Raw genomic sequence first — 25,010 nt, forward strand, 5'->3', positions numbered from 1 at the left:
GTCGGTTGTCAGTGGCCCCGGCTAGGGTCTCAGACGCGCGGTCGGCTTCCGAGGTGTCCAGCTCTGTAGAGCAGCTGCATCCCCGTCTCTGTCTGGGGGCGGCCCGGGGCCAACCCGGGACCTAACCGACGGTCGGGCTTCGTCGATGGCCAAGAGTGAGACCTGTCAGCGCCGGCCGCGCACCAAACAGTGCTGTACGTCGACCGCGGTGCACGCTTTCCAACTGTGACGGTGGGGCGGTGGGCTGTGGACGGGGGCGTTCACCTGCGTTCATCGGCGGCTCGTCACCAGGCTGGGATGGGCTCCGGGTCTTGGTTGAACGCCGGTGAACCGGGCTGAATGAGACGGAAACTGAGACGGGCAGCGGCGGCGTTGGTGGACGCTCACCAGCCACGCTCGCGGGCCATGGTGATGAGCGTTTCGGCCTCGGAGGAGTGGTCGGCCAGTTCGCCGGCGCTGCGGATCTGCTCTTCGGTCATGCCGCGCTTCACCAACTGGATTGCTTCGTGGATCCCGTCTCCGTTGCCGCGGTCGAGCATGGCCAGGAACCACCGCACGGCCTGGACGGGGTCCGGCGCTGTTCCCAGACCGTCGCGATACCAGCAAGCGGCGGCGAACATCGCACCCGCGTGGCCCCGCTCCGCCGCATGCAAGTACCAGCTCAGCGCTTCGGCGTCCTCATCGATCGCAGCGAGGCGATCACCGAGCACGGCAGCGGCCTGTGTCACGCCCCCTTCGACTGCTTGGCGCAGCAAGCGCAGGCACTCGTCGTGGTCTCTCACTCGGGTATCGCCGTTGATGTGCATGCCCGCCAAGTTGAACGCGGCGTATGCGTCGCCGGCCTTCGCGGCCGCTGTGAAGAGGGCCTCGGCCTGGAATGCGTCTGCCTGGACTCCGCGGCCGGTGCGGTACAAGAAGCCCAAAGTCCGTTGGGCTGCCGGATGCCCGGCTCGTGCTGCGGCTGTTGCGTAGGTCAGCACCATCGGCAGAGCCGAATCGTCCACGAAGTCGAGCAGCGCTCCGGCCACCAGGGCCTGCGCGTCGACGTCCCCAGCATCGGCCAGAGCCTTCAGAGGCGCGATCCCCGTGACCACCAGGTTCGCCGATTCCACACTGCCGGCATTGGAACCAGCGATCCAGGCAGTGACAGCGGCTTTCCAATCTTCCGTGGCAGCGGCTTGCCGACCTCGCTCGATGAACTCGGCGGCTCTATCGGGAGGGACAGGAACATCGCTCATAGCGAGACATCCTGCCGCACGGCATGTCAGCACGGACCACGAGGACCGTGCAGGGTGACAGAGCGTCCGGGGCCGATGCAGTTGTGGCAGCTGGATGTGACGGGCGGGTTCTGGCTGGCCGACGGGCGTGAGCTGAAGCTGGTGACCGGGGTGGATGACCACTCCCGGTTCTGTGTGATCGCCTCGGTGGTGGAGCGGGCGACCGGCCGGGCGGTGTGCGCGGCCTTCGCCGGCGCGTTGACGGCCTTCGGCTGCCCGGAGGAGGTGCTGACCGACAACGGGAAGCAGTTCACCGGCCGGTTCGGGACACCGGGGCCGTCGACGGAGGTGCAGTTCGACCGGATCTGTCGACTGAACGGCATCAAGCACCGGCTGACCAAACCGAGATCGCCGACGACCACGGGCAAGATCGAGCGGTTCCATCAGTCACTGCGGCGTGAACTCTTCGACGAGCAGGGGCCGTTCGCTGACCTGCATGCGGCGCAGGCGCTCATCGACGGCTGGCGCGAGGAATACAACACGATGCGTCCGCATCAATTGGATCCCCTGAGCATCCCAGCGATGCGCGCCAGCACCCTGCTCGTGCTCGCCGCCGAGCGACCCGAGGACCACTTCGAGAGCACTGAGCTGGAGAGGATCGCGGGCGAGTTCCGTGAGCACATCCGGGCCCTCATCCCCATGGTCCGGGCCAGGGCCTGCGTTCTCCCTCAGACCCCTGCCGACCGCACCGCAGCGCTGGCATGCATCGACGAGGCGCAAGGCCAGCTGCACATGGGGAACGGCGACAACGACGCCGTGCGCGGCGCCGTCGCCGCCAGACTCGCCCGCTCCGTGAAATCGCTGTGCTGGCACTACGACCGGTTGGCCCCGCGGTGACGGCCTCGGCTCCCGGGGAGCCCAAGAGCCTGAATACGCGAAAGGCGGACGCCGCCAAGTCCGGGGCCCGCGCCACCGGTTGCTGCGCACTGGTCCATCCCGACGGCGGAGCGTCCTGCACCAGGCGGCCGAACGACGACCGTCGGCACATGGACTACTACAACGGCCGGAAGAAGCTCGGCGACGCCTACGGCATCGAGTGGGTCGAGTAGGTGTCCGGTCCCGGCGCAGCTGGCGTGCCGGGGCAGGAAGGGAGGCCGCTCCGACGCCCTGCATGGGACTCCTGGCAGGTCAGCCGCCCTTGATGAAACCGGGCCCGGTCGCCAGTACCTGGCCGACCCGCGAGCGGGCGATGACCCACTCCTGCCCTTCCCGCTCGACCACGGCCAACTCGGCCTGGGTGCGGTCGGTTTCTTCCCTCAGCCCATCCACGCGACGGCGAGCGGCGACCTCGCGCTGTTCCAGTAGCCCCACGACCGAAGGCATCCACGACCTCCACGGGAGCAACGAACACGACACGCCACCACTGCCACGGGAACGTCCGGCCTGTGCCCGACCAACGAAAACGCGGCCTCAGGTCCGGCAGGACAACAACTTCTGAGAGGCTGGTCCAATCAACAGAAGCGGGCTAGACGGGTGCCGTGATACCCGGTCGACCAGCCGGACGCATCGGTCTCGGCATGGCCGAGGCGCACCCAGCCGGGGGACGGGGCTGCCCACGGGGCATGGAGGGAAAGACATTTGAGCGGGGCAGACAGCTCAGCGACACCGCGCCATGCCGTCGTCGTCGGAGCCGGGCTGGCGGGTCTGCTGGCCGCCTCGGTACTCGCCGGCGCGGATTACAGCGTCACCATCGTCGAACGCGATCGTCTTCCAGCTGGACCCGACGCCCGGGCCGGGATACCTCAGGCCCACCACACCCATCTGCTGTTCGAGCAAGGCGAAACCGGGGTCGAGGAGCTGCTGCCCGGCATCCGGTCCGAGCTTCGTGAGGCCGGCGCCGTGTCGCTCGGGCTCCCCGGCGACCTGGAGTGGGTGGGCCCCGCGGGAGTGATTCCGCGCTTTCCCGCACGGCGCACCGTCCTCAGCTGCACGCGGCCTGTGCTCGACTGGACGGTGCGACGGAGGGTGTCGCAGGATCCGCGGATCTCGTTCCGCGAGGGCGTCCGTGCCATCGGACTGGAGACGTCGGCGGGTGCGGTCACCGGACTGCGACTGCGCCGCGGTGACACCAGTGAAGTGATCCCCGCCGCCCTGGTCGTGGATGCCTCGGGACGCTCGTCCGCGGCGCCCGCATGGCTGGTCGACGCCGGGTTCCCGGCGCCCGCCGAGGAAACGGTGGACGCCGCCATCGCCTACACCACGGGCCTCTTCCGGCGAACCGCCCCGGTGCCCGGGCTCGCCAGGGGCGTGTACCTGCAGGTGTCAGGCACGAGTCTGCCTCGCTTCGGCATCGCGCTGCCGGTGGAGGGCGACCGGTGGATCGTCGCGGTCGGCGGCCTGCGCGGACACGAACCCCCCACGGATCAGGAAGGCTTTGCCGAGTTCGCCGCCACCCTCGCGTCACCTGCCCTTGCCGGGTTCCTCGCGAGTGCTGTCCCTGACTCGCCGCTGCGCGGCTTCCGCCCGCCGGGGAGCAGACGCCGACTTTTCGACCGGACCGCCCGCAGGCCCGAGGGGTTTGTCGTGGTCGGCGACGCCATGTGCACCTTCAACCCCGTCTACGGGCAGGGGATGACGGTCGCGGTGCGCCAGGCGCTGGCGCTACGTGGCGTTCTCACGGACCATGGCACGGGCCCCGGCTTCACCAGGCGTGTGCAACGTGCTGTCGCGGCGGAGGCCACCGGTCCGTGGAAGATCGCAGAGGCCGAGGACCTCCGGCATCCCGGGACCACGGGCGGGCACCGGACACCGCTGCACCGGCTCCAACACGCCTACCTCGACCGTGTCCAACGGGCGGCGACCGCCGACGCGACGGCCAATTACGCCCTCCTGGACGTCCTGGCGCTCTGTGCCCCGCCGACACGGCTCTTCGCTCCGTCGGTCCTCCTCTCGGTCTTGCGACACGGCGGACGCTGAGCACTCCCACCGGACCGCGGCAGACGCCGAGGCGGAGGACCAGGGGCCTCCGCCTCGGCGAAGGCGGTGGTGAGGGCGAGGGTGAGGGTGAGGGCGATATGCCTGGTCGTCTTCCAGCCGAGGCGCCGTCCCGCTCCCTCGCGGCACGCCGGACATCCTTGCGCTCGCCCGTCTCCGCAGGACTTACGTGGCCGAGTTGCGTGGCCGGGCCTGTCGCAGGGGCCGCGGACTGTCCGGCGCGGACTGTCCGGCCGCCCGCTGGCCGCCGAGCAGCCCCAGGCCCGGTTCACCGCCTCCAACGCCGGCTGACCCACCGCGCCGACCGTCGCCAAGAACGACAGGGCCTCCGAACGGCCCTCTCGCCCATTGCTCACCGGCAGGAACGGCCGCAGCCGTTCCCACTCCGCAGCCCGTCCCACTCCGCAGCCGTTCCCACTCCGCAGCCGTTCCCACTCCGCATCCGTCAGATCACCCCGCCCCAAGCCCACAACAACGACTCAGGTACAGAGCGGTCGCATGATCGCGGACAGCTCCTAGTTGTCGAACCAGACCACCAGACGGACGTTCTCGGCCCCGTGTCGCTTGGCAAGCACGGCCATGACCGACCAGACATCACCCCAGTCCTCGTCACGCACGACCTGGCGCCGGGTGAGACGGGTCTCAGCCGCGGACGGCCCCGCACTTGATTCCGTGCCGTCCCAGTCAGCCTCTTCCAGTTCGGCCCAACTGATCCACGACGTGCTGTGCGAGTCCTCCCGTTCCGACTCGAAGGCCGCCCGCGGACGCTCCCGGGGCGGGCCGCCGGGCCGCTCCTTTTGCAGGTCCCCTCTTTTCGACGCCCCGGCGGCGTGCTGGTGAGCTCGGCACACGGTGGAGTCGACATTCACGTCGGAAACCTCGTCACACCACGATGGCAATGATCAAGGTTCGCCGTCACGGGCCATGCCCGGCCGTGCGGCCGCCCGTGGCCTCGAGGGTGGCACAAATAATCGAACACGTGCTTGAATCTGGCCATGCGACGGTTTCCCGCCGACCTTGCCCAGGCGCAGCAGGATTGGAGCGCCACCTACCAGCAGCTCGCCCGGCAGCCAGGTCGCACCGAGTTGCGTCGGCGCCTGTACAGGCTGTCGGCTCAGCTGTACTTCCATGCCTATTGGCAGCAACGTCGCCCAAGCCCCGCCGCATGGCGGGACCTCCGCGACCTGGGACGGTCAGACCGGAACATGAATGAGCGGCATCAGCAATGACGACCTGGAATGCGGGTCCGCATGTCCCGGATGATCCTGAAGGCATGCCCGGACCGATACGTGTGACCGTGCATCCGCCGTCGCCCACGGGGGGCCGCCGCGTGCGCGTGGACGGTGTGATCCTCGGGCTGGCTCACCATGCGGTCGACGTCGCGGAGTTCCTCCGCCGGGCCGGCCTGGAGATCGACCCGGCGGAGGTGGCCGAGTCACCGTGGATCGACTGGCGCGGAGTGGGACCTGAACGCTGGGGGCCGGAAACGATCAGTTAGACCGCCCCGCGGCTTCCGCCGACGGAACTCACCACGCTCGCCCAGGCCGCAGGCGCGCCGGGACCCCAAGGCACTACACGGCTGCGGTCCCTCTCCATGACTACGGGTGCAGCTTCTCGCCCTTCGCCAGCATCGCTACGTACTTCTCTATCCGGCGCGCCCGGGTCTCGGGCTTCTTGGCGTCTTGGACCCGATACAGGATCGCGTAGCGGTTCTGCCGGTCCAGTGTCTCGAAGAACTCCGCCGCGGCCGGGTCGGCGGTCAGGGCCGCCATGAGGTCGTCCGGCACCGTGGCGGTCTTCGCGCCGTCGTAGGCCGCCTCCCAGCGGCCGTCCGCCTTGGCGCGGTCGACCTCGGCCTGCCCCGGGGGACGCATCCGGCCCTGCTCGATCAGGGCGGCCACCTTGTCCCGGTTGACCTTGGACCACTTGCTGCGCGGCTTACGCGGGGTGAACCGCTGGAGCCACCACTGGTCGTCGAACTTGGCCTTCTGGCCGTCGATCCAGCCGTAGCAGAGTGCCACGTCGAGCGCCTGGGCGTAGTCCAGCGCGACGATTCCAGGGCCCTTCTTGCGAAGCTTGAGCCAGATGCCGGACGAGACGGCGTGGTTCTCGCCGAGCCATGCCTGGAATGCCTCGGCGGATTCGAATGCGACGGTCTCCAAGTCCTGAGTCACCCCAGCAGCGAACCACACCCGGCCGATTGCCATGACGCATTCGGGCACGGCCCCGGATGCGGGATGCCCCTGGACCTGCGTGATCATCTCTGTTCTCGACGCAGAACGATCACGCATGAGCCACGGGCTTGATCAACCGTACGACGTTGCTGCTCGACCTCGACGGGGTGTCCGTCGCGCGGGTTGAACGGCCGGCCGACAGAAGGCGCCGAGTTCACCTCGTCACGGCCGACGAGACAGCCAGGGTCTGGCCGGCCTGCGGGGTGTTGGCGACGATTTTTGAAACCCCCATGCCCAGGGCATTCCCGCCATCAAACCCTGGGGAGGACAGGCAGGCGTGATGTCGGCGATGAGTCGTCGCTGCCTGGTGGATCGGGTACGGCCCGTGTTCCCGGCCCGGCGCAAGTCTGTCCGGGGCTTGTCCGGGTAGTCTTACGCCCCTTCCGCGGGGATCGCCGGCCGTGTTACGTAGCGGCTGCGCATCGCGTCGCTCGCTGCGGGACCTGCGGTGAAGACATAGGTGCCGCTGTCGTCGAGTCGGCGGCCGGTCTTGGCGTCGACGACGACGGGATCGACCTCCTCGCCGCTGCGCGCGTCGATGAGGATCATGCTGCGCTCGGCCGGTGTGAGACGGGAGTTGCCCCATGCGGCCAGGGCGACGATCACCGGACGCAGGGAGCGCCCGAGTTCGGTGAGGACGTACTCGTGGCGCACGGGGTTGGTCTGGTAGGGCCGACGCTCCAGGAGTCCGTCGGCGACGAGGGTTTTCAGCCGGGTGGTGAGCATGCTGGAGGAGATGCCCAGGCTCTCCTGGAACTGGTCGAAGCGGGTGTAGCCGTCGAAGGCGTCGTGGAGGATCAGCAGCGTCCACCACTCGCCGACGTGTTCCACCGTCGTGGACAGTGGGCACTCCCGGTCCTCCAGCCTGATCCGGCTTGCCATGGTGGCCATCCCCTCAGTTACTGCTAAAGTCGAAGTTAGTCACTTCTATTTTAGCAGTAATGACGGGAGTGGTGCCTTCTGCGCCCGCACCCGGGAACGGAGCACTCCGTGACCACGTACATCAGCGAATCCCTCGAAGGCCGACGCGCCCTGGTCACCGGCGGCACCAAGGGCACCGGAGCCGCCATCGCCCGACGGCTCGCCGAGGCGGGCGCGACCGTGCTGGTCACCGCCCGCACCCGCCCCGACGACGCCGAGGAGAAGGCGTTCATCACCGCCGACCTGTCCACCGCCCAGGGCGCCGCGCACGTCGCCGCCGAGGTGGACGCCCGCCTGGGAGGCGTTGACATCCTGGTCAACACCCTCGGCGGTTCCGAGGCACCGGCCGGAGGGTTCGCGGCGCTCGGCGAGGACGACTGGGCCAGGGAGCTGAACACGAACCTGCTGGCCGCCGTCCGCCTGGACCGCGCACTCCTGCCGCACATGATCGCCACGGGCAAGGGCGCGGTCGTGCACGTCACCTCGATCCAGCGCCGCATGCCGCTGTGGAACGGCACCCTGGCCTACGCCGCCGCCAAGGCCGCCCTGACCACCTACAGCAAGGGCCTGGCCAACCAGGTCGCCCCGCACGGCGTCCGCGTCAACACCGTCTCGCCCGGCTTCGTCCAGACCTCGGCCGCCGACAACCTCGTCGCCCGGATCGCCCACGACGCGGACATCACCCAGGAAGCGGCGCTGGGCCGGCTCATGGACTCCCTGGGCGGCATCCCGCTCGGCCGTCCCAACCGGCCCGAGGAGGTCGCCGAGCTCGTCGCCTTCCTCGTCTCCGACCGCGCCTCGGCCATCGTCGGCGCCGAACACGTCATCGACGGCGGCACCACCCCCACCGTCTGAACCCGCCACCACCCCAAGGATCGTCATGCACGACAACCAGCCCCGAACCAGCACCCCGGACACCCTGCCCGAGGTGATCACCCGCTACCTGACAGCGCACCGCGCCCACGACACCGCCACCGCGATCACGGCGTTCACCGGCGAAGCCACAGTGATCGACGACGGCAACACCTACGAGGGCATTGAGGCGATCGGGAAGTGGCTCGACCGATCGGCCACCGAATTCACCTACACCATCCACCTCACCGGCGCCCAGCAGACCGACGCGACCCACTACATCGCCACCCACCACCTCGAAGGCAACTTCCCCGGCGGCACCATCGATCTGCGCTACCAGTTCACACTCCGCGACGACCTCATCGAACGCCTCGTCATCGAGCCCTGAGTCCGTTCACCTGCTGCCGCCTGCGCGACAAGCCCCACCCACCTGGACCGCCCGTCCCAGCCGTCGTGCCAAGCCAGCCACCCGACCACCGGGCCGGCCCTCACATTCGGCATCCACCCGCAGATCAGCACGCGCATGCGTGAGGAATCAAGGCGAGCAACTCCGAGGCCATACCTCAGCACAGGGCGAGGTTCTGTCCGGCCGCGACGCCACGCTGCACCCGGCCGACGGAGGACTGCCGCGTCGGTCGGCTACGATCCGGTCTTTGTCCCGATGCCGTGGGCGAGGAGGCTCTCGGCGGTGTCCTCGATGGTGTCGTCGATGGGGCGCGCTCGCCATCCGAGGAGCTTCTCCGCCTTGGTGCTTGTGGCGTCGAGATCCCGGCCGAGCTGGTGCTTGAGCAGTCGCAGTTCCGGGTTCACGAGGCCCAGTGTGCGGGCGAGCCACACGGGCAGTTCACGGGTCGGGGCCTTCGCGGCGCGCTCACCGAGGCGGTCGTGCAGGATGCGCGCTATGTCGATGACGCGCAGGCTGTGCCCGGCGATTGCCAGGAAGCGTTCGCCGGCGGCTGCCGGATCGGTCATCGCGCGCAGGTGCAGATCCGCGACGTCGCGTACGTCGACGAAGCCCATCCCGAAGGGAGGGCACGCGGGAACCTGTCCTTCGAGCATTCTGCGGACCAGTCGCAGGGATGGCGGGTCGTCCAGGCCGAGCAGGGGGCCAAGGACCCCCACGGGGTGGACCGCTGCCAGTTCCAGACCGCCGCCTTCGTCCTGGATGAACTGCCAGGCGGCGCGTTCGGCGAGTGTCTTGGAGCGCTGGTAGGGCGGGATCTCGCTGTCGACGTTCGTCCAGTCCTCCTCGGTGAACGGGGTCGAGCGCGGGGGGTGCCCGATCCCGATGGCGCCAAAGGCGCTGGTCAGGACGACCCGGCGCACACCGGCGTCGCGGGCGGCGCGCAGCACCCGCAGGACGCCCTCGCGTGCCGGGACCACCAGGTCGTCGTCGTTCGCCGGCGTATGACGCAGCGTCGGCGAGGCGACGTGCAGGACGAACTCGCAGCCGGCGACGGCGGCATCCCAGCCCTCGGGCTGTTCGAGGTCGGCGCGTACGACCGTGAGACGGTCGTCGTCGAACGGTGTGGCCGCGTGCAGCCAGGACCGTAGTGCCGGTTCGCGCCGCAGGTCGCGGACCGTGGTGCGGACGGTGTGCCCGGCATCCAGCAGGGCCTGGATGCACCAGCTTCCGATGAAGCCGGTTCCTCCGGTGACCAGTACCTGTGTCATCTGTCTCTCCTCAGCTCTCGGCTCGTGCGGTAAGGGGTGCCGGCGGGTGCGTCGCACGGTGGTGGCGCTGGGTGGCGGCCACGCTGCTTCCGAGGAGGGCGTGGCCGATCATGATCGGGTAGATGACGGCGCGTTCGAACAGGCCGATGTTCCACATCCAGCCGGTGAACACGTCGGTCATGAAGAGGGGGAACGCGATCAGTCCGGCGGTGCCGAGCGCGGTGCTCGCGATCGAGCGGCCCCTGGTGAGGCCGATGCGGGTTCCGCTGGTTCCGACGGCGATCGCCATGATGTTGCCGGCGAGCATGACGCCCTGCGCGCCGAAGGTGTGGAAGGCGATCAGGCCGTTGTCGACGTTGGCGTTGGAGCCCTGGAAGATGCCGACGAGTGAGACTCCGACGCCGGCGAGGACGGCGAGGCTCGTGATGATGATCGGGCGGGCGCCCTTGCGCGGGTCGAACACGAGGAACGTGCCGATGATCAGGAGGGTGCCGTAGATCACCCAGCCGGTGTCCATGACGGCACCGAGGGGGGAGTTGGCGACCTGTCCGAACGCGGTCTGCGGCGGCCCGGTCAGGCCGAGGTGGCTGACCCAGTTGTACAGGGGCGAGTACGGCGGGTCCTGCCATGCGGCGGCGGTGATGAACTCGGCGCCCCAGGACACGAGCGGGCCGAGAAGGAGGAGGAGGGCTCCGGCGCGGGCAGCGGCGCCGGAGCGGACGATGGGGTTCATGCGAGAGACATTCCGGGCACGCGCTTGCGGATGGCCTCCATCTCGGCTTCGTCCGAGACGCCCTGCCAGTCGTGGCGGGGGGTGTACGGGGCTTCCAGGGCGCGCACTTCGTCGTCGGTGAGCTCGATGTCGAGGGAGGCCACGGCCTCGTCGATCTGCCGGACCGAACCGGCGCCGACCAGCGGCGCGGTGACGACCGGCTGGCGTCGCAGCCAGGCGAGCGCCACCTGTGCGCGGCTGACGCCGTGTGCGGTGGCGACCTTCCCGACGGCGTCGATGATCGCGTGGTTGGATGCCTCCTCGGCCGGCGAGTAGAGCAGGTCCGCGTAGGCGCCGTCCGTCTCGGAGCGCACCGTCGAGCGGGCGTCGTCCCACGCGCGGGTGAGGCGGCCGCGGGCCAGCGGCGACCAGATGATCGTGCCCACGCCCTCGTCCAGGCACAGCGGGATCATCTCGCGCTCCTCCTCACGGGCGAGGAGGTTGTAGTGGTCCTGCATCGACACGAACCGTGCCCAGCCGTTCTCCTTCTGCAGGCGCAGCGCCTTCGCGAACTCCCACGCGTACATGGACGAGGCACCCAGGTAGCGGACCTTGCCGGCCTTCACGAGGTCGCTGAGCGCTTCGAGGGTCTCCTCCCAAGGGGTGGAGTGGTCGTTGCGGTGGATCTGGTAGAGGTCGATGTAGTCGGTACCCAGGCGGCGCAGCGAATGGTCGACCTCGGTCATGATCGCCTTGCGCGACAGTCCCCGTCCGTTGGGTCCCAGCCGCATCGGATGGCGCAACTTGGTCGCGATCACCACGGCATCACGGTCGGCGAAGTCCTTGAGCGCCCGGCCGAGGATCTCCTCACTGGAACCGTTGGAGTACATGTTCGCGGTGTCGAAGAAGTTGATCCCCGCCTCCAGCGCGTGCTTGATGAGCGGACGCGCGTCCTGTTCGCCCTTCGACCAGACGGGGTGCCCGCGGTCGGGCTCGCCGTAGGTCATCGCGCCGATCGCGATCGGGGACACGTCGAGGCCGGTCATGCCGAGCTTGATGTAATGCATGACGCTCCTTAAAGTATGTGGAGAGCTCTCCGGATAACGTAGTGGAGAGCTCTCCACTTAGCAAGGTGAGGTCCTGTGGTCCGTTCAGACGCCCGTGAGAACAGGGCGCGCATCCTCGCCGCCGCACGTGAAGCGCTCGCGGCGGACGGCAGTACGTCGATGAACCAGATCGGCCAGCGCGCGGGAGTGGGCGCGGGCACCCTGTACCGCAACTTCCCCACCCGTGAGTCGCTGGTCCTGGCCGTCTACCAGGACGAAGTGGCACGCATCACCGGCACCGTGCCCGACCTGCTGGCCCAGATGCCGCCACTGGAAGCGCTCCGCCACTGGACGACCGACCTAGTCGAGGCCATGCGCAGAAAACACGGCCTCGGCGACGCCCTCGGCCCGGGCGCGCACCAGGCGATCAGCGAGCAGAGCTACGGGCCGGTCATCGCCGCGATCACCCAGCTCCTCGACGCCGGCAAGAAGGACGAAAGCATCCGCCCGGACGCCGACCCGGGCGACTTCCTCCAACTCACCGGCGCCTTGTGGCGCGCCGCGTCCAGCCCCGAGGACCGGGCACCCCACATGCTCGCGCTCATCCTCGACGGACTCAGCACGCGCCGGTAGACACCGCGCACCCGACCAGGCCCGTCAAGTGAACGATGTGCAGCCCCGTTCGCGCCGGCGACCGGCGCGCGTTCGGCCAGGAGATCGTCGGGCCACGACCTGTGGAGATCGCCTCACCATCGGCGCCCCCGGCAACGCAGCGTCTCCTACTCACCGTCCACCTGCTCCGGCACACTTCGCGGGTACCCCGCCTCCACCGCGCGGCGGTACCAGTCCTGCGCCTCGTCCTCCTCACCACGTCGGCTCAGGCCGTACGCCAGATTCGCCATGGCCGGCGGAAATCCGCACTCCGCCGCGCGCCGGTAGACCGCGTGGGCGCCATCCTGATCGCCCGCGCGATCGAGGGCGAGTGCGAGGTTGAACAGCTGAAGCCCGGCCCTGCGAGGGGCCAGCCTGGACAGATACTGCCGTTCGGCAGTCTCCAGTCCCTCCCGCCGATAGGCATTGAGCAGGAGGTGCGTGGCGCCTCTCGTACCCAGCGGGGTGGAGGCCCAGGCAAACGGCAGACCGATACAGATCGCCAGCGCCGCGATCGTCCACGACGCCCAAGTCGGCATGCCGATCGCCGAATGACTCCACCCCGTGACGGCTCCGAGGACGAGCACCACCGGAACTCCCACGGAGACCACGAAGAGGGACGCGAGCGAGCGTCTGCTCCAGCCATACATCACCGCACAAGGTGAGCACGCCGGCCAGCGCGCATCAAGGGTCGGTCACGCAACGGCAAGGACACACATTCGTCCGGGAGTTGGAGAAGACGCGAGCCGGCCTCGGGCGCCAGGCGTCAAGGGCGGCCCTGGACAAGATCTGAGGTTAGGCTAACCTAATCAACGACTTGTCCGGCGGTGTTTCCGCACATCCGAAAGCAGCCACACCTATGTCCAACGTCAGAGCAGCCCACCTCACTCGCCGCGGCATCCTCGCCGCCGGTGGCGCCCTCGGCCTCGGTGCCGTGCTCGCCGCCTGCGGGGACGACGACGCGAAAAGCGGTGGTACCTCCGACAAGGAGACGACGGCCGCCAAGTCCGGCCCCTGGACGTTCAAGGACGACCGCGGGACCACGGTGAAGCTGGACAAGGTGCCGACGGACATCGTCGCCTTCGTCGGCGTCGCCGCCGCGCTGTACGACTACGGCATCGACGTCAAGGGCGTCTTCGGCCCCACGAAGACCAAGGACGGCAAGGCCGACGTCCAGGCCGGCGACATGGACATCAGCAAGGTGACCGTCCTCGGCAACACCTGGGGCCAGTTCAACGTCGAGAAGTACGCGGCCCTCGCGCCCGAGGTCCTCATCACCACGATGTTCGATGGCGCCGGCACCCTCTGGTACGTCCCGGACGACTCCAAGGACAAGATCGCCAAGCTCGCCCCGAGCGTCGGCATCTCGGCCTACGACCGCCAGCTGACCGTCCCGCTCCAGCGCGTCTGGGCCCTCGCCGAGTCACTCGGCGCGGACATGACGGCCACCAAGGTCACGGACGCCAAGAAGCGCTTCGAGGAGGCGTCCTCCCGGCTGCGCGCCGCCGCCAAGGCGCACCCCGACATCAAGGTGCTGGCCGGCTCGGCCGCCCAGGACCTGTTCTACGTCTCCGGCTCCAACCTCTCGGTGGACCTGGAGTACTTCAAGGCCCTCGGCGTGAACTTCGTCGAGCCGTCGGCGTCCGTGCTGAAGAAGAGCGGCGGCTGGTACGAGGACCTGAGCTGGGAGAACGTCGACAAGTACAAGGCCGACGTGATCATGATGGACGACCGCTCGGCGACCATCCAGCCGGCCGACATCACCCAGGCCACCTGGAAGAAGCTCCCCGCGGTCAAGGCCGGCCAGGTCATCGCCCGCTCCCCCGAGCCGATCTTCTCCTACGACAAGTGCGTCGCGATGGTGGAGAACCTCGCCCAGGCGCTGGAGACGGCGAAGAAGGTCAGCTGACCTCCGGTCCCGCGTACGCCCACACAACTTCCTGAGTCTCAGGAGCTCATATGACGACGGCCGTAGCCGCCCCGTTCCGTTTCTTCTCCCTCCAGGTCGTACGGACGAGGCGGCTCGGCCCGTCTCTGGTCCGGGTCACCTTCGCCGGCGCCGATCTGGCGTACTTCCACTCCGACGGACGCGACCAGTCCCTCTCCCTGTTCATCCCGGCCGAGGGCCGCACCGAGCCCGCCGTACCTGTCGAGCTGGGCGACGGATGGTGGCAGGGCTGGCGCGAACTCCCCGACGACGTACGGGCGGTGATGCGCTCGTACACGCTCCGGGAGCTGCGCCGCGACCCGGACGAGATCGACATCGACTTCGTGCTGCACGGGGTCGAACCGGGGGCCTCCCCCACTCTCGGCTCCGCTCGAGCGGGGGGACCCCCATCCCCCGCCGGGCCCGCTTCCCGGTGGGCCTCCCGGGCCGCCGCCGGGGACCGGGTGATCCTGCTCGGCCCGGCGGTCGCCGACAACCGGGCCATCCGCTTCCGGCCGCCCGAGGACACCGATCTGGTGCTGGTCTGGGGCGACGAGACCGCCGTACCCGCGGCGACCGCCATCCTCGAGTCCCTCCCCGCCGGCACCCGGGTCCGCGCCTGGCTGGAGGTGCCGCGCGCCGGGGACATCCAGGACGTGGCGACACGCGCCGACGCCGAGATCAACTGGGTGGTGGGCGACACCGCCGAGGCGGCGATCCGGGGCGCCCGACTGCCCGCCGGGGAGCGCCCGTACGTCTGGATCGCCGGTGAGTCCGGGCGGGTCAAGGAGCTGCGCCGGCACTTCGTCGGGGAGCGGGGGGTGGACCGGCGCCGGGTCACCTTCGTCGGCTACTGGCGGCAGGGCCTGACGGAGGAGCAACTCCGGGAAGCCGGCGAGTAGTTACGAGGCCGACGTGACGGCCGTCACGGGAGGGGCAGCTTTTCCGTCGTGTTACTTAGGTTAGGCTAACCTAAGTGGAGCCGATCGCTCCCCTCCCCCGCACGGAACGTCCCGGAGGCCCCCCTCATGCGCTCGCACCTGCTCAATGACCTGACCGCGGAGCAGTACCGCCGCTCCGTGACCGAAGGAGTAGAGCGGGTGGCGGCCAAACTCGCCACCACCGAACGGCCGTTCACGGGTGTCACCGTCGACGCCCTATCCCCTCTCATCGACGGCATCGACCTCGACCGGCCGCTGCACGACACCACCGCGGTCCTGGACGAGCTGGAGGACGTCTACCTCCGGGACGCCGTCTACTTCCACCACCCCCGCTACCTCGCCCACCTCAACTGCCCGGTGGTCATCCCGGCGGTGCTCGGCGAGGCGGTGCTGACCGCCGTCAACTCCTCCCTGGACACCTGGGACCAGTCGGCCGGCGGCACCCTCATCGAGCGGAAACTGATCGACTGGACGACCGCCCGCATCGGCCTCGGCGAGGCCGCCGACGGTGTGTTCACCTCGGGTGGCACCCAGTCCAACCTCCAGGCGCTGCTGCTGGCCCGCGAGGAAGCAAAGACCGACTCCCTGGCGAAACTGCGGATCTTCGCCTCCGAGGTCAGCCACTTCAGCGTGAAGAAGTCGGCGAAACTGCTCGGCCTCGGCCAGGACGCGGTGGTCTCCGTCCCCGTCGGCCACGACAAGCGGATGCAGACCGTCGCCCTCGCCCGCGAGCTGGAACGCTGCAAGAGCGACGGCCTGGTGCCCATGGCGGTCGTCGCCACCGCCGGCACCACCGACTTCGGCTCCATCGACCCGCTGCCGGAGATCGCCGAACTGTGCGAGCAGTACGGCGTCTGGATGCACGTGGACGCGGCCTACGGCTGCGGCCTGCTCGCCTCCCTGAAGCACCGGGACCGGATCGCCGGGATCGAGCGCGCCGACTCGGTCACCGTCGACTACCACAAGTCCTTCTTCCAGCCGGTCAGTTCGTCCGCCGTGCTGGTCCGGGACGCCGCGACCCTGCGCCACGCCACCTACCACGCGGAGTACCTCAACCCGCGCCGGATGGTCGAGGAGCGCATCCCCAACCAGGTCGACAAGTCCCTGCAGACCACCCGCCGCTTCGACGCCCTCAAGCTGTGGATGACGCTGCGCACCATGGGCGCCGACGGCATCGGCCGGCTCTTCGACGAGGTCTGCGACCTGGCCGCGGAGGGCTGGCGGCTGCTCGCCGCCGACCCCCGCTTCGACGTCGTCGTCCAGCCGTCCCTGTCCACCCTGGTCTTCCGATGCATCCCGGCGGCCATCACCGACCCGGCCGAGATCGACCGCGCCAACCTGTACGCCCGCAAGGCCCTGTTCGCCTCCGGCGACGCGGTGGTCGCGGGCACCAAGGTCGGCGGCCGCCACTACCTCAAGTTCACCCTGCTCAACCCCGAGACCACGACGGCCGACATCACCGCCGTCCTCGATCTGATCGCCGGCCACGCCGAGCAGTACCTGGGAGAGTCCCTTGACCGCGCGTCCTGAAAACCCGACCAGAACCCATGACTTCGTGGGGATCGGGCTCGGGCCCTTCAACCTCGGCCTCGCCTGCCTGACCGAGCCGATCGCCGAACTCGACGGCGTCTTCCTGGACTCGAAGCCCGACTTCGAGTGGCACGCCGGCATGTTCCTGGACGGCGCGCACCTCCAGACGCCGTTCATGTCGGACCTGGTCACGCTGGCCGACCCCACCTCGCCGTACTCCTTCCTCAACTACCTGAAGGAGAAGGGCCGGCTGTACTCGTTCTACATCCGCGAGAACTTCTATCCGCTGCGGGTGGAATACGACGACTACTGCCGCTGGGCCGCGAACAAACTGACCAACGTCCGCTTCAACACCACGGTGACGGACGTCCGGTACGAGGACGGGCGCTACGTCGTCTCCACGGCCGCCGGTGACAGCTACCGCGCCCGCCGGCTGGTCCTCGGCACCGGCACCCCGCCGTACATCCCGCAGGCCTGCCAGGGCTTGGGCGGAGACTTCATCCACAACTCGCGGTACCTGAGGCACAAGCAGGAACTCCAGTCCAAGGAGTCGATCACGCTGGTCGGCAGCGGCCAGTCCGCCGCCGAGATCTACTACGACCTGCTCAGCGAGATCGACGTCCACGGCTACCGGCTGAACTGGGTCACCCGCTCCCCGCGCTTCTTCCCCCTGGAATACACCAAGCTCACGCTGGAGATGACCAGCCCCGAATACATCGACTACTACCACGCCCTGCCCGAGGCGACCCGCTACCGGCTGACCGCCGAGCAGAAGGGCCTGTTCAAGGGGATCGACGGCGACCTGATCAACGAGATCTTCGACCTGCTCTACCAGAAGAACCTCGGCGGCCCGGTCCCCACCCGGCTGCTCACCAACTCCAGCCTGAACGCGGCCGCGTACGACAACGGGACGTACACGCTGAAGCTCCGCCAGGAGGAGCAGGGCAAGGACTACGAGATCGAGACCCAGGGCCTGGTCCTGGCCACCGGCTACCGGTACGCCGAGCCCGAGTTCCTGCAGCCCGTCCGGGACCGGCTGCGCTACGACTCGCACGGCAACTTCGACGTGGCCCGCAACTACGCGATCGACGTCACCGGCCGGGGCGTCTTCCTGCAGAACGCCGGCGTCCACACCCACAGCATCACCAGCCCCGACCTGGGCATGGGCCCCTACCGGAACGCGTACATCATCCGCGAGCTGCTCGGCTCGGAGCACTACCCGGTGGAGAAGACGATCGCCTTCCAGGAGTTCGCAGTATGACCACGATGACGATGAGCTTCACCTTCCGCCCCCTGGACCCCCTCAAGGACGCCGAGCTGCTGCACCGCTGGGTGACGCACCCCAAGGCGGCCTACTGGATGATGCGGGACGCGAGACTGGAGGACGTCGAGCGGGCGTACATGGAGATCGCGGCCGACGAGCACCATCACGCGCTGCTGGGCCTCGGCGAGGACGGCGGGCCCGCCTTCCTCATGGAGTACTACGACCCCGTCCACCGCGAGTTGGTCGGGCTGTACGAGCCCGAGCCGGGGGACGTCGGGATGCACTTCCTGACCCCGGCGACCGACACGCCCGTGCACGGGTTCACCAAGGCCGTCATCACCGCCGTGGTGGCGCACCTCTTCGAGGATCCCGCGGCCCGCCGGATCGTCGTCGAGCCGGACGTGCACAACACGGCCGTGCACGCGCTGAACGAGGCCGTCGGGTTCGTGCCCGTGGGCGAGATCGAGAAGCCGGAGAAGAAGGCGTTGCTGAGTTTCTGCACCCGGGAGCGGTTCGAGAAGGCGGTGGCCGCCGTATGACGCTCGCCGACGCCGTGGCCCACCTCTCCCCCGAGCGCTGGGAGAAGGCCAACCGGCTCCTGATACGCAAGGCGCTCGCGGAGTTCGCCCACGAGCGCCTGATCACCCCGCAGGAGGAGGGGGCCGGTTACGTCGTCCGCAGCGACGACGGGCTCACCCGGTACCGCTTCACCGCCGTCCGCCGGGCCCTGGACCACTGGCAGGTGGACGCCGACTCCATCAGCCGGGTCCGCGACGGCGCCGAACTCCCGCTCGCCGCCCTGGACTTCTTCATCGAGCTGAAGGACTCGCTGGGTCTGAGCGACGAGATCCTGCCGGTCTACCTGGAGGAGATCTCCTCCACCCTCTCCGGCACCTGCTACAAGCTCACCAAGCCGCAGATCCCGGCCGCCGAGCTGGCACGGGCCGGCTTCCAGGCGATCGAGACCGGGATGACCGAGGGCCACCCCTGTTTCGTCGCCAACAACGGCCGGCTCGGCTTCGGCGTCCACGAGTACCTCTCGTACGCCCCGGAGACCGCGAGCCCGGTCCGGCTGGTCTGGCTGGCGGCGCACACCTCGCGCGCCGCGTTCACGGCGGGCGTCGGCATCGAGTACGAGTCCTTCGTACGTGACGAGCTGGGCGAGGAGACCGTGGAGCGCTTCCACGGCGTCCTGCGCGAGAAGGGCCTGGACCCCGCCGACTACCTCTTCATCCCGGTCCACCCCTGGCAGTGGTGGAACAAGCTCACCGTCACCTTCGCCGCCGAGGTGGCACGCGGGTACCTCGTCTGCCTGGGCGAGGGTGACGACGAGTACCTGGCCCAGCAGTCCATCCGGACCTTCTTCAACAGCAGCCACCCCGGGAAGCACTACGTCAAGACCGCCCTGTCGGTCCTCAACATGGGCTTCATGCGCGGTCTTTCGGCCGCCTACATGGAGGCCACCCCGGCGATCAACGACTGGCTGGCCCAGCTCATCGACAACGACCCGGTGCTCAAGTCCACCGGCCTGTCGATCATCCGGGAGCGGGCGGCCGTGGGCTACCGGCACCTGGAGTACGAGCAGGCGACCGACCGCTACTCGCCGTACCGGAAGATGCTGGCCGCGCTCTGGCGGGAGAGCCCGGTGCCGTCCCTCCAGGAGGGCGAGTCGCTCGCGACGATGGCCTCCCTGGTCCATGTGGACCACGAGGGCGCGTCCTTCGCCGCCGCGCTGGTCGAGCGGAGCGGGCTGACGCCGAAGGAGTGGCTGCGGGCCTATCTGAAGGCCTACTTCACCCCGCTCCTGCACAGCTTCTACGCCTACGACCTGGTGTTCATGCCGCACGGCGAGAACGTCATCCTGGTCCTGAAGGACGGCGTGGTGCAGCGGGCGGTCTTCAAGGACATCGCCGAGGAGATCGCGGTCATGGACCCGGACGCGGTGCTGCCGCCGGCGGTCGAGCGGCTGCGCGTCGAGGTCCCCGAGGACAAGAAGCTGCTGTCCGTCTTCACGGACGTCTTCGACTGCTTCTTCCGCTTCCTCGCCGCGAACCTCGCGGCCGAAGGGGTCCTGACGGAGGACGACTTCTGGCGGACGGTCGCCGAGGTCACCCGTGAGTACCAGGCGTCGGCGCCCGAACTCGCCGACAGGTTCGCCCAGTACGACATGTTCGCGCCCGAGTTCGCGCTGTCCTGCCTCAACCGGCTCCAGCTGCGCGACAACAGGCAGATGGTGGACCTGGCGGACCCGTCGGGCGCCCTCCAGCTGGTCGGAACCCTGAGAAATCCCGTCGCGGGGTTCTGATCCGGGCGGACGGGCTCCCCCGAGTACGGTCCTCGGGGGAGCCCGTCGGTCTTTCCGGTTCAGCTCACTTCGCAGGCCAGGGCACCTGTGGTGAGCGGTAGTAGCCGATGCCGAGGGCGTCCCAGCGGGGCGCCTGCGCGGCGAGCCGTACCTTGTAGGCGTCCCAGTCGTGCGTGGCCGCGGGCGACCAGCCCAGCTCGGCCACCCCCGGCAGCCGCGGGAAGGCCATGTAGTCGATGTCGGCGCCGGTCACGATGGTCTCGGTCCACAGCGGCGCCTCGACTCCGCGGATCGCCGAACCCGGCGCTCCGGCGAGGTAGTCGCCCGGATCCCAGTCGTAGGACCGCTTCACCTCCACCAGGCCGGCCCAGTCCTGGCCGAGCGGGGTGTCCGCGTCGTACTTCATGTCGAGGTAGACCCGGTCGGCGGGCGAGAGGATCAGCCCGGTGCCGTGCTGGGCGGCCTTGACCACCTCGGCCTTCTCGTCCGCGCTGGTGTCGTCCAGCCCCCAGTACTGGGCGATCGCGCCCTTGGCCGGATGCGCGCCGGTCAGCTGGTGCCAGCCGATCACCGTCTTGCCGTACTCCGCGACGAGCGGCTGCACCCGGTCCATGAACGCCACGTAGTCCTCGTGGGCGGTGGAGTGCGCCTCGTCGCCGCCGATGTGGAGGTAGCGGCCGGGGGTGAGGGCGGCCAGCTCACGGATCACGTCGGCCGCGAAGTCGTACGTCACCTGCTTGCCGGCGCACAGCGAGCTGAAGCCGACCTCCGTGCCGGTGTACAGCGGCGGTGCGGTGCCGTCGCAGTTGAGGTCGGCGTAGGAGGCGAGGGCCGCGTTGGTGTGGCCGGGCATGTCGATCTCGGGGACGACTTCGAGGTAGCGGGAGGCCGCGTAGCGGACGATCTCCCGGTAGTCGGCCTTGGTGTAGTGGCCGCCCTGGCCGCCGCCGACCTGGGTGGAGCCGCCGTAGGCCGCCAGGCGGGGCCAGGAGTCGATGGCGATCCGCCAGCCCTGGTCGTCGCTGAGGTGCAGATGCAGCTCGTTGATCTTGTAGAGGGCCAGCTCGTCGATGTACCGCTTGACCTGGGCCACGGTGAAGAAGTGCCGGGAGACGTCGAGCATGGCGCCCCGGTAGGCGTAGCGGGGGCGGTCGGTGATGGTGCCGCCCGCGACCAGCCAGGGGCCGGGCTGCACGGTGTCCTTCTCGACGGCCGCCGGGAGCAGCTGACGCAGGGTCTGGACGCCGTGGAAGAGGCCGGCGGGTTCGGCGGCGGTGAGGGTGACGCCGTCGCGGCCGCTGTCGAGACGGTAGCCCTCGGCGCCGAACGGTCCGGTGGCCAGCCGGAGTCGGATACCCGAGGTGCCGTGCGTGGTCAGCGGCAGCCGGTAGCCGGTGGACGGGCGCAGCAGGTCCGCCAGGTACTCGGCGATCCGGCGCACCTCCCCGGAGCCGTCGACGCGGATCGCCGTGTCACGGGTGATGCGGTACGGCGCTCCGCCCGTGCTGACCGAGGCGGGCGCCGGGACGACCCGGTCGAGCGGGGCCGGGACGGACCGCGGCGTCGCCGGGGTGGCGCCGACCGTGAAGGCGCCGGCCGCCGCGACCAGCAGCAGGGCCCCCAGGACGCGGGCCATACGGGGGGCGGGGGAGGTGCGGGAAGTTCCGGGAGTCGTTCTGTGGTGCCGTCTCACATGCGCTCCCTTCTCGGCTGTGACTCGGTGAAGGAGTCACCAGAGAGGATTCACCAGAGACCGGGATTGGTCGAGACCATCCGGCCGTACTTCCGGTGGAACAATCCCCGCATGGCGGAAATCATCCAGAAGGACGGTGTCTGGGCCTTCGACGGAGACGCCCTGCGGCTGACTCCCGGGCGGGACAGGAACGTCAGTGTGCTGCGCCGGACGCTGGGTGAACTGGTGGTCCCGCTGGGCGCGTTGGCGGGCATCTCGTTCGAGCAGGGCCGCCGGTCGGGGCGGCTGAGGCTGCGGCTGCGGGACGGCGCCGATCCGCTGCTGCACGCCACCGGCGGCCGGCTCGCCGAGATCCACGACCCCTACCAGCTGACCGTGGAGCCGGACCGGTACGGCGTCGCCGAGTACTTCACGGACGAGGTGCGCGACGCGCTGCTGCTGGAGCAGGTCCCGGGCACGCCGGTGACCGGGTATCTGCTGCCGGGTCCGCGGCTGCCGCTGTCGGTCTCCGCCGGGGACGGCACGGCGGGCTTCGACGGCGAGCGGGTGCGGCTGGAGTGGAACTGGAAGACGGAGGACACGAAGGCGGCCGCCGGCCCCCGCACGCTGGCCCTGTCGGACATCCTGGCCGTGGAGTGGCAGCCCTCCGCCGGGCTGGAGAACGGCCATCTGCGGTTCCGGGTGCGCGGCGCTCCGGCCAAGGTGCGGGCCAAGTACGACCCCCACGCGGTGGAGCTGTGGGGGTTCAAGCGGGATCCGCTGATGGCGCTGGTCGCGGCGGCGGTGCAGGCGCGGCTGCCGCATCCGTCGGCGGCCCTGCCGGAGGTGTCCCGGACGGCCGAGGAGCCCGAGGCCGATCACGACGCGCTGCTGCGGCGGCTGCGTGAGCTGGGTGAGCTGCATCGCGGGGGCGTGCTCACGGACGAGGAGTTCGCGTTGGCCAAACAGGCGGTGCTGAAGAGGATGTGATGCCGTGGAGCACGCGAAAAGGGCGGAGCGGGTGATCCTCATACGGCCCGAGGACCACCCGCCCATGCCTTACCTGACCCGGTACGGCCTTACTTGGCCTTGCGGGCCACCGTGAAGTGGTCGATGCGGTCGCCGGTCTCGGCGATGCCCGACACCTTCAGCTTGGCGTACTGACCGCGCGGCGCCGGCTCGACGTCCACGCGCAGGAACGAGTAGTTGAGGTAGCGCACCCGGGACCAGGTGACGGTCTCGTTGACCTTGCCGTCCTTGGTGTTGATGAAGGAGGCGACGGAGTCGACCTCGTTCAGGTGCCCCTCGTAGGAGTCCGGCGCGGTGAACGCGTACAGGCTGCGGCCCGCGGCGCCCGCCGTGACGTAGACGACACCCTCGGTCTCGGAGTAGGCCGTCTCGCCGATCGGGAGCTTCTTGACGACCTTGTCGCCCTTGATGACGTCGGTGCGCTCGTACTGGTGGTTGTGGCCGTTGATGACCAGGTCCACCGTGTACTTCTCGAACAGCGGCACCCACTCCTGTCGCACGCCCCCCTCCGAGGCGTGCGCCGTGGAGGTGCAGTAGGCGCAGTGGTGGAAGAACACGACGATGAAGTCGATGTCCTTCGAGGCGCGGAACTTCTTCAGCTGCGCCTCGAACCACTTGGTCTGCGTGCCGCCCGAGATGCCGAGGTTGGCCGGGATCTCGAAGGAGACGTCGTTCGGGTCCAGCGAGATGATCGCCGTGTTGCCGTGGACGAAGGAGTAGACGCCCGGCAGGTTCTTCTTGTCCGGCCCGTTGTCGGGCAGGGAGAAGCGGGCCTCCTCGCCGCCGTAGCCGTTCGGCGAGTACCAGGCCTCCATGTCGTGGTTGCCGTACGACACCATCCACGGCACGGACTTGGCGACCGACTCGGTCTGGGCCAGGAACTGGTCCCACACGCGGGAGTCGAAACCGGTGTCGGCGGTCTTGCCGGCGCCGGCCGGGTCGGCGTAGGCGATGTCGCCGGCGTGCAGGTGGAAGCTGGGGTTCTGGCCGAGGATCAGGCTGTCGTTGGCCAGGCCGTGGTAGCTGACGCCCTGGTCACCGAAGGCCGTGAAGGTGAACGGCTCCTTGTGCGAGGGCGCGGTGGTGAAGGTGCCTATGGTGCTGGCGAACTGCGGCGAGGCCGGGTCGAAGCCCTCGTGGCCGACGCCGTAGAAGTAGGTGCGGCCCGGCTTGAGGTTGGCCAGCTTGGCGTGCACGTAGTACTGGGTGTGGTCGCCGCTGGCGCCGATGCCGGCCGGGGTGTACAGGGTGCGGATCTCGGCGTCGATCTTGACCGAGAGGTGCGAGGCGTGGGTGCCGATGCGGACGAACGGCTTCTTGACCGCGACCGGGACCTGCCAGGAGATCGTCATCTCCGTGCTGGCGTCGTTGCCGTAGGCCAGGTGACGGCCGAACGGCGCCACGAAGGCACCGTCGACGTACTGGGTGGCGGGGGCGGAGGACTGGGTGGGGACGGCCGCCTGGGCGGTGCCACCCAGCACGAACGAGCCGCCCGTGACGGCGCCGACAGTCACGGCGCCGCCTCTGATCATCGACCGCCGGGAGAATTTGGCGCGGAGGTACTCGTGCTGCTCGGCCATGCTCATGCGCTCGGCCAGCTTGTCGGGTACGCCCATACGAGGAATGTCCATGGCGTCTGAAACTCGTCTCCACAAACGACGTGGCGCAAGACACAGGATGGACAGGCTGCGAACAGAACCCCATAAGAGATTCAACAGGCCGCTGCCCGGAATCGGGCAGGATTCTTGCTAAACCGACGTTCCGTACTCCAGGATCTACGGGTGCACGACGAACTTGTTGATCATCTGACGCGGTCCACGCCCCTGGGCCGGGGCGAGGCGCTGCGGGTGATACAGGACGTGCTCGCCTACTTCGACGAGACGGCCGGGGACTACGTCCGGCGCCGCCACCGCGAACTGCAGGCGGAAGGCCTGGTGAACGCGGAGATCTTCGGACGGATCGAGGCGGATCTGAAGTACAGGGCGGTCGCCCCGCCGGAGCTCACCCTCCGGCAGCTGCGCCGCATGGTCTACGGCTGAGG

The 25,010-nt window shown here is 69.1% G+C and carries 26 protein-coding genes and 1 pseudogene; 16 read left to right on the top strand and 11 right to left on the bottom strand.

Features of this window, described 5'->3' with window-relative positions; genetic code table 11:
• Positions 1-383 precede the first annotated feature (383 nt).
• Positions 384-1,238 carry a tetratricopeptide repeat protein gene (locus ACZ5K7_RS04480; protein WP_468910301.1) on the bottom strand — a complete coding sequence of 285 codons (855 nt, stop codon included), beginning with the start codon at positions 1,236-1,238 and terminating at the stop codon, positions 384-386.
• 39 nt (positions 1,239-1,277) lie between these two features.
• On the opposite strand from ACZ5K7_RS04480, the pseudogene ACZ5K7_RS04485 reads away from it, so the two are divergent.
• The 3 genes and pseudogenes from ACZ5K7_RS04485 to ACZ5K7_RS04495 form a co-directional block, all read left to right on the top strand.
• Positions 1,278-1,805, top strand: a pseudogene (locus ACZ5K7_RS04485) (DDE-type integrase/transposase/recombinase); the annotation flags it as partial.
• Positions 1,800-2,114: a DUF6415 family natural product biosynthesis protein gene (locus ACZ5K7_RS04490; protein ID WP_468910935.1), complete on the top strand. Its 315-nt coding sequence runs from the start codon at positions 1,800-1,802 to the stop codon at positions 2,112-2,114. The pseudogene ACZ5K7_RS04485 and the gene ACZ5K7_RS04490, both read left to right, overlap by 6 nt.
• Positions 2,111-2,326, top strand: coding sequence for a hypothetical protein (locus tag ACZ5K7_RS04495; RefSeq protein WP_468910303.1), 216 nt, complete (start codon positions 2,111-2,113; stop codon positions 2,324-2,326). Before ACZ5K7_RS04490 ends, ACZ5K7_RS04495 begins: the two co-directional genes overlap by 4 nt.
• Positions 2,327-2,405: 79 nt before the next feature.
• On the opposite strand, the gene ACZ5K7_RS04500 is transcribed toward ACZ5K7_RS04495, so the two are convergent.
• On the bottom strand, positions 2,406-2,600 hold the full coding sequence (locus tag ACZ5K7_RS04500; RefSeq protein WP_468910988.1) for a hypothetical protein: 195 nt from the start codon (positions 2,598-2,600) through the stop codon (positions 2,406-2,408).
• A gap of 255 nt (positions 2,601-2,855) precedes the next feature.
• On the opposite strand from ACZ5K7_RS04500, the gene ACZ5K7_RS04505 reads away from it, so the two are divergent.
• Positions 2,856-4,193, top strand: coding sequence for an NAD(P)/FAD-dependent oxidoreductase (locus ACZ5K7_RS04505; protein WP_468910305.1), 1,338 nt, complete (start codon positions 2,856-2,858; stop codon positions 4,191-4,193).
• Between the two features lie 533 nt (positions 4,194-4,726).
• Here the strand turns inward: ACZ5K7_RS04505 and ACZ5K7_RS04510 are convergent.
• On the bottom strand, positions 4,727-5,080 hold the full coding sequence (locus ACZ5K7_RS04510; protein ID WP_468910991.1) for a hypothetical protein: 354 nt from the start codon (positions 5,078-5,080) through the stop codon (positions 4,727-4,729).
• A 404-nt stretch (positions 5,081-5,484) separates the two neighbouring features.
• On the opposite strand from ACZ5K7_RS04510, the gene ACZ5K7_RS04515 reads away from it, so the two are divergent.
• Positions 5,485-5,709, top strand: coding sequence for a hypothetical protein (locus ACZ5K7_RS04515; protein WP_468910308.1), 225 nt, complete (start codon positions 5,485-5,487; stop codon positions 5,707-5,709).
• A gap of 100 nt (positions 5,710-5,809) precedes the next feature.
• On the opposite strand, the gene ACZ5K7_RS04520 is transcribed toward ACZ5K7_RS04515, so the two are convergent.
• Both ACZ5K7_RS04520 and ACZ5K7_RS04525 read right to left on the bottom strand, forming a co-directional pair.
• Complete coding sequence (locus tag ACZ5K7_RS04520; RefSeq protein ID WP_450973766.1) at positions 5,810-6,418, bottom strand: YdeI/OmpD-associated family protein; 609 nt, start codon at positions 6,416-6,418, stop codon at positions 5,810-5,812.
• 399 nt (positions 6,419-6,817) lie between these two features.
• Positions 6,818-7,327 carry a winged helix-turn-helix transcriptional regulator gene (locus ACZ5K7_RS04525; RefSeq protein WP_468910311.1) on the bottom strand — a complete coding sequence of 170 codons (510 nt, stop codon included), beginning with the start codon at positions 7,325-7,327 and terminating at the stop codon, positions 6,818-6,820.
• 108 nt (positions 7,328-7,435) lie between these two features.
• Here ACZ5K7_RS04525 and ACZ5K7_RS04530 point away from each other — a divergent pair, with 108 nt between their 5' ends.
• Together ACZ5K7_RS04530 and ACZ5K7_RS04535 are read left to right on the top strand one after the other, a co-directional pair.
• Positions 7,436-8,221, top strand: a complete 786-nt coding sequence (locus ACZ5K7_RS04530) for an SDR family oxidoreductase (protein ID WP_351700750.1) — start codon at positions 7,436-7,438, stop codon at positions 8,219-8,221.
• Positions 8,222-8,246: 25 nt separating this feature from the next.
• Complete coding sequence (locus ACZ5K7_RS04535) at positions 8,247-8,606, top strand: nuclear transport factor 2-like protein (protein WP_468910315.1); 360 nt, start codon at positions 8,247-8,249, stop codon at positions 8,604-8,606.
• A 251-nt stretch (positions 8,607-8,857) separates the two neighbouring features.
• Here ACZ5K7_RS04535 and ACZ5K7_RS04540 read toward each other — a convergent pair whose 3' ends face one another.
• From ACZ5K7_RS04540 to ACZ5K7_RS04550, 3 genes are read right to left on the bottom strand one after another with little or no spacing between them, the layout of a single operon-like run.
• Complete coding sequence (locus tag ACZ5K7_RS04540; RefSeq protein WP_468910318.1) at positions 8,858-9,892, bottom strand: SDR family oxidoreductase; 1,035 nt, start codon at positions 9,890-9,892, stop codon at positions 8,858-8,860.
• Between the two features lie 10 nt (positions 9,893-9,902).
• The gene (locus tag ACZ5K7_RS04545) at positions 9,903-10,625 is read right to left on the bottom strand and encodes a DUF998 domain-containing protein (RefSeq protein ID WP_468910321.1); all 723 of its coding nucleotides are present in this window, start codon (positions 10,623-10,625) and stop codon (positions 9,903-9,905) included.
• Entirely contained in the window at positions 10,622-11,671 is a 1,050-nt protein-coding gene (locus ACZ5K7_RS04550) for an aldo/keto reductase (protein WP_468910324.1), read from the bottom strand. Before ACZ5K7_RS04550 ends, ACZ5K7_RS04545 begins: the two co-directional genes overlap by 4 nt.
• Positions 11,672-11,746: 75 nt before the next feature.
• On the opposite strand from ACZ5K7_RS04550, the gene ACZ5K7_RS04555 reads away from it, so the two are divergent.
• Positions 11,747-12,283, top strand: a complete 537-nt coding sequence (locus tag ACZ5K7_RS04555; RefSeq protein WP_351700765.1) for a TetR/AcrR family transcriptional regulator — start codon at positions 11,747-11,749, stop codon at positions 12,281-12,283.
• A 146-nt stretch (positions 12,284-12,429) separates the two neighbouring features.
• On the opposite strand, the gene ACZ5K7_RS04560 is transcribed toward ACZ5K7_RS04555, so the two are convergent.
• Entirely contained in the window at positions 12,430-12,891 is a 462-nt protein-coding gene (locus ACZ5K7_RS04560; protein ID WP_468910327.1) for a hypothetical protein, read from the bottom strand.
• Positions 12,892-13,160: 269 nt separating this feature from the next.
• Between ACZ5K7_RS04560 and ACZ5K7_RS04565 the strand changes: the two genes are divergently transcribed.
• From ACZ5K7_RS04565 to ACZ5K7_RS04590, 6 genes are all read left to right on the top strand, one after another.
• Entirely contained in the window at positions 13,161-14,210 is a 1,050-nt protein-coding gene (locus ACZ5K7_RS04565) for an ABC transporter substrate-binding protein (RefSeq protein WP_468910329.1), read from the top strand.
• Between the two features lie 50 nt (positions 14,211-14,260).
• Positions 14,261-15,130 (top strand): siderophore-interacting protein, encoded by an 870-nt coding sequence (locus ACZ5K7_RS04570; protein ID WP_450973762.1) that lies wholly within the window; start codon positions 14,261-14,263, stop codon positions 15,128-15,130.
• Positions 15,131-15,256: 126 nt separating this feature from the next.
• Positions 15,257-16,699, top strand: a complete 1,443-nt coding sequence (desA, locus tag ACZ5K7_RS04575; RefSeq protein ID WP_468910334.1) for a lysine decarboxylase DesA — start codon at positions 15,257-15,259, stop codon at positions 16,697-16,699.
• Positions 16,683-17,960, top strand: coding sequence for a lysine N(6)-hydroxylase/L-ornithine N(5)-oxygenase family protein (locus tag ACZ5K7_RS04580; protein ID WP_468910336.1), 1,278 nt, complete (start codon positions 16,683-16,685; stop codon positions 17,958-17,960). Before desA ends, ACZ5K7_RS04580 begins: the two co-directional genes overlap by 17 nt.
• Positions 17,957-18,502: a GNAT family N-acetyltransferase gene (locus ACZ5K7_RS04585; protein WP_468910339.1), complete on the top strand. Its 546-nt coding sequence runs from the start codon at positions 17,957-17,959 to the stop codon at positions 18,500-18,502. The genes ACZ5K7_RS04580 and ACZ5K7_RS04585 overlap by 4 nt, the downstream gene beginning before the upstream one ends.
• Positions 18,499-20,268, top strand: coding sequence for an IucA/IucC family protein (locus ACZ5K7_RS04590; protein ID WP_468910342.1), 1,770 nt, complete (start codon positions 18,499-18,501; stop codon positions 20,266-20,268). The genes ACZ5K7_RS04585 and ACZ5K7_RS04590 overlap by 4 nt, the downstream gene beginning before the upstream one ends.
• 64 nt (positions 20,269-20,332) lie before the next feature.
• Here ACZ5K7_RS04590 and ACZ5K7_RS04595 read toward each other — a convergent pair whose 3' ends face one another.
• The gene (locus tag ACZ5K7_RS04595; RefSeq protein ID WP_468910345.1) at positions 20,333-21,961 is read right to left on the bottom strand and encodes a beta-N-acetylhexosaminidase; all 1,629 of its coding nucleotides are present in this window, start codon (positions 21,959-21,961) and stop codon (positions 20,333-20,335) included.
• A gap of 111 nt (positions 21,962-22,072) precedes the next feature.
• Between ACZ5K7_RS04595 and ACZ5K7_RS04600 the strand changes: the two genes are divergently transcribed.
• Entirely contained in the window at positions 22,073-22,930 is an 858-nt protein-coding gene (locus ACZ5K7_RS04600; protein WP_468910348.1) for a DUF4429 domain-containing protein, read from the top strand.
• 89 nt (positions 22,931-23,019) lie between these two features.
• Here the strand turns inward: ACZ5K7_RS04600 and ACZ5K7_RS04605 are convergent, their stop codons facing one another.
• Positions 23,020-24,585 carry a purple acid phosphatase family protein gene (locus ACZ5K7_RS04605; RefSeq protein WP_351700795.1) on the bottom strand — a complete coding sequence of 522 codons (1,566 nt, stop codon included), beginning with the start codon at positions 24,583-24,585 and terminating at the stop codon, positions 23,020-23,022.
• Positions 24,586-24,750: 165 nt separating this feature from the next.
• On the opposite strand from ACZ5K7_RS04605, the gene ACZ5K7_RS04610 reads away from it, so the two are divergent.
• Entirely contained in the window at positions 24,751-25,008 is a 258-nt protein-coding gene (locus tag ACZ5K7_RS04610) for a hypothetical protein (RefSeq protein ID WP_468910352.1), read from the top strand.
• Positions 25,009-25,010 lie beyond the last annotated feature (2 nt).

The organism is Streptomyces sp. NPDC031497, assembly GCF_055580905.1.

Coding starts and splice junctions, on each gene's coding strand:
- ACZ5K7_RS04535 (WP_468910315.1), top strand. CDS start 8,247: ATGCACGACAACCAGCCCCGAACCAGCACCCCGGACACCCTGCCCGAG.
- desA (WP_468910334.1), top strand. CDS start 15,257: ATGCGCTCGCACCTGCTCAATGACCTGACCGCGGAGCAGTACCGCCGC.
- ACZ5K7_RS04570 (WP_450973762.1), top strand. CDS start 14,261: ATGACGACGGCCGTAGCCGCCCCGTTCCGTTTCTTCTCCCTCCAGGTC.
- ACZ5K7_RS04500 (WP_468910988.1), bottom strand. CDS start 2,600: ATGCCTTCGGTCGTGGGGCTACTGGAACAGCGCGAGGTCGCCGCTCGC.
- ACZ5K7_RS04605 (WP_351700795.1), bottom strand. CDS start 24,585: ATGGGCGTACCCGACAAGCTGGCCGAGCGCATGAGCATGGCCGAGCAG.
- ACZ5K7_RS04590 (WP_468910342.1), top strand. CDS start 18,499: ATGACGCTCGCCGACGCCGTGGCCCACCTCTCCCCCGAGCGCTGGGAG.
- ACZ5K7_RS04490 (WP_468910935.1), top strand. CDS start 1,800: ATGCGCGCCAGCACCCTGCTCGTGCTCGCCGCCGAGCGACCCGAGGAC.
- ACZ5K7_RS04565 (WP_468910329.1), top strand. CDS start 13,161: ATGTCCAACGTCAGAGCAGCCCACCTCACTCGCCGCGGCATCCTCGCC.
- ACZ5K7_RS04540 (WP_468910318.1), bottom strand. CDS start 9,892: ATGACACAGGTACTGGTCACCGGAGGAACCGGCTTCATCGGAAGCTGG.
- ACZ5K7_RS04550 (WP_468910324.1), bottom strand. CDS start 11,671: ATGCATTACATCAAGCTCGGCATGACCGGCCTCGACGTGTCCCCGATC.
- ACZ5K7_RS04545 (WP_468910321.1), bottom strand. CDS start 10,625: ATGAACCCCATCGTCCGCTCCGGCGCCGCTGCCCGCGCCGGAGCCCTC.
- ACZ5K7_RS04520 (WP_450973766.1), bottom strand. CDS start 6,418: ATGGCAATCGGCCGGGTGTGGTTCGCTGCTGGGGTGACTCAGGACTTG.
- ACZ5K7_RS04480 (WP_468910301.1), bottom strand. CDS start 1,238: ATGAGCGATGTTCCTGTCCCTCCCGATAGAGCCGCCGAGTTCATCGAG.
- ACZ5K7_RS04525 (WP_468910311.1), bottom strand. CDS start 7,327: ATGGCAAGCCGGATCAGGCTGGAGGACCGGGAGTGCCCACTGTCCACG.
- ACZ5K7_RS04600 (WP_468910348.1), top strand. CDS start 22,073: ATGGCGGAAATCATCCAGAAGGACGGTGTCTGGGCCTTCGACGGAGAC.
- ACZ5K7_RS04585 (WP_468910339.1), top strand. CDS start 17,957: ATGACCACGATGACGATGAGCTTCACCTTCCGCCCCCTGGACCCCCTC.
- ACZ5K7_RS04515 (WP_468910308.1), top strand. CDS start 5,485: ATGCCCGGACCGATACGTGTGACCGTGCATCCGCCGTCGCCCACGGGG.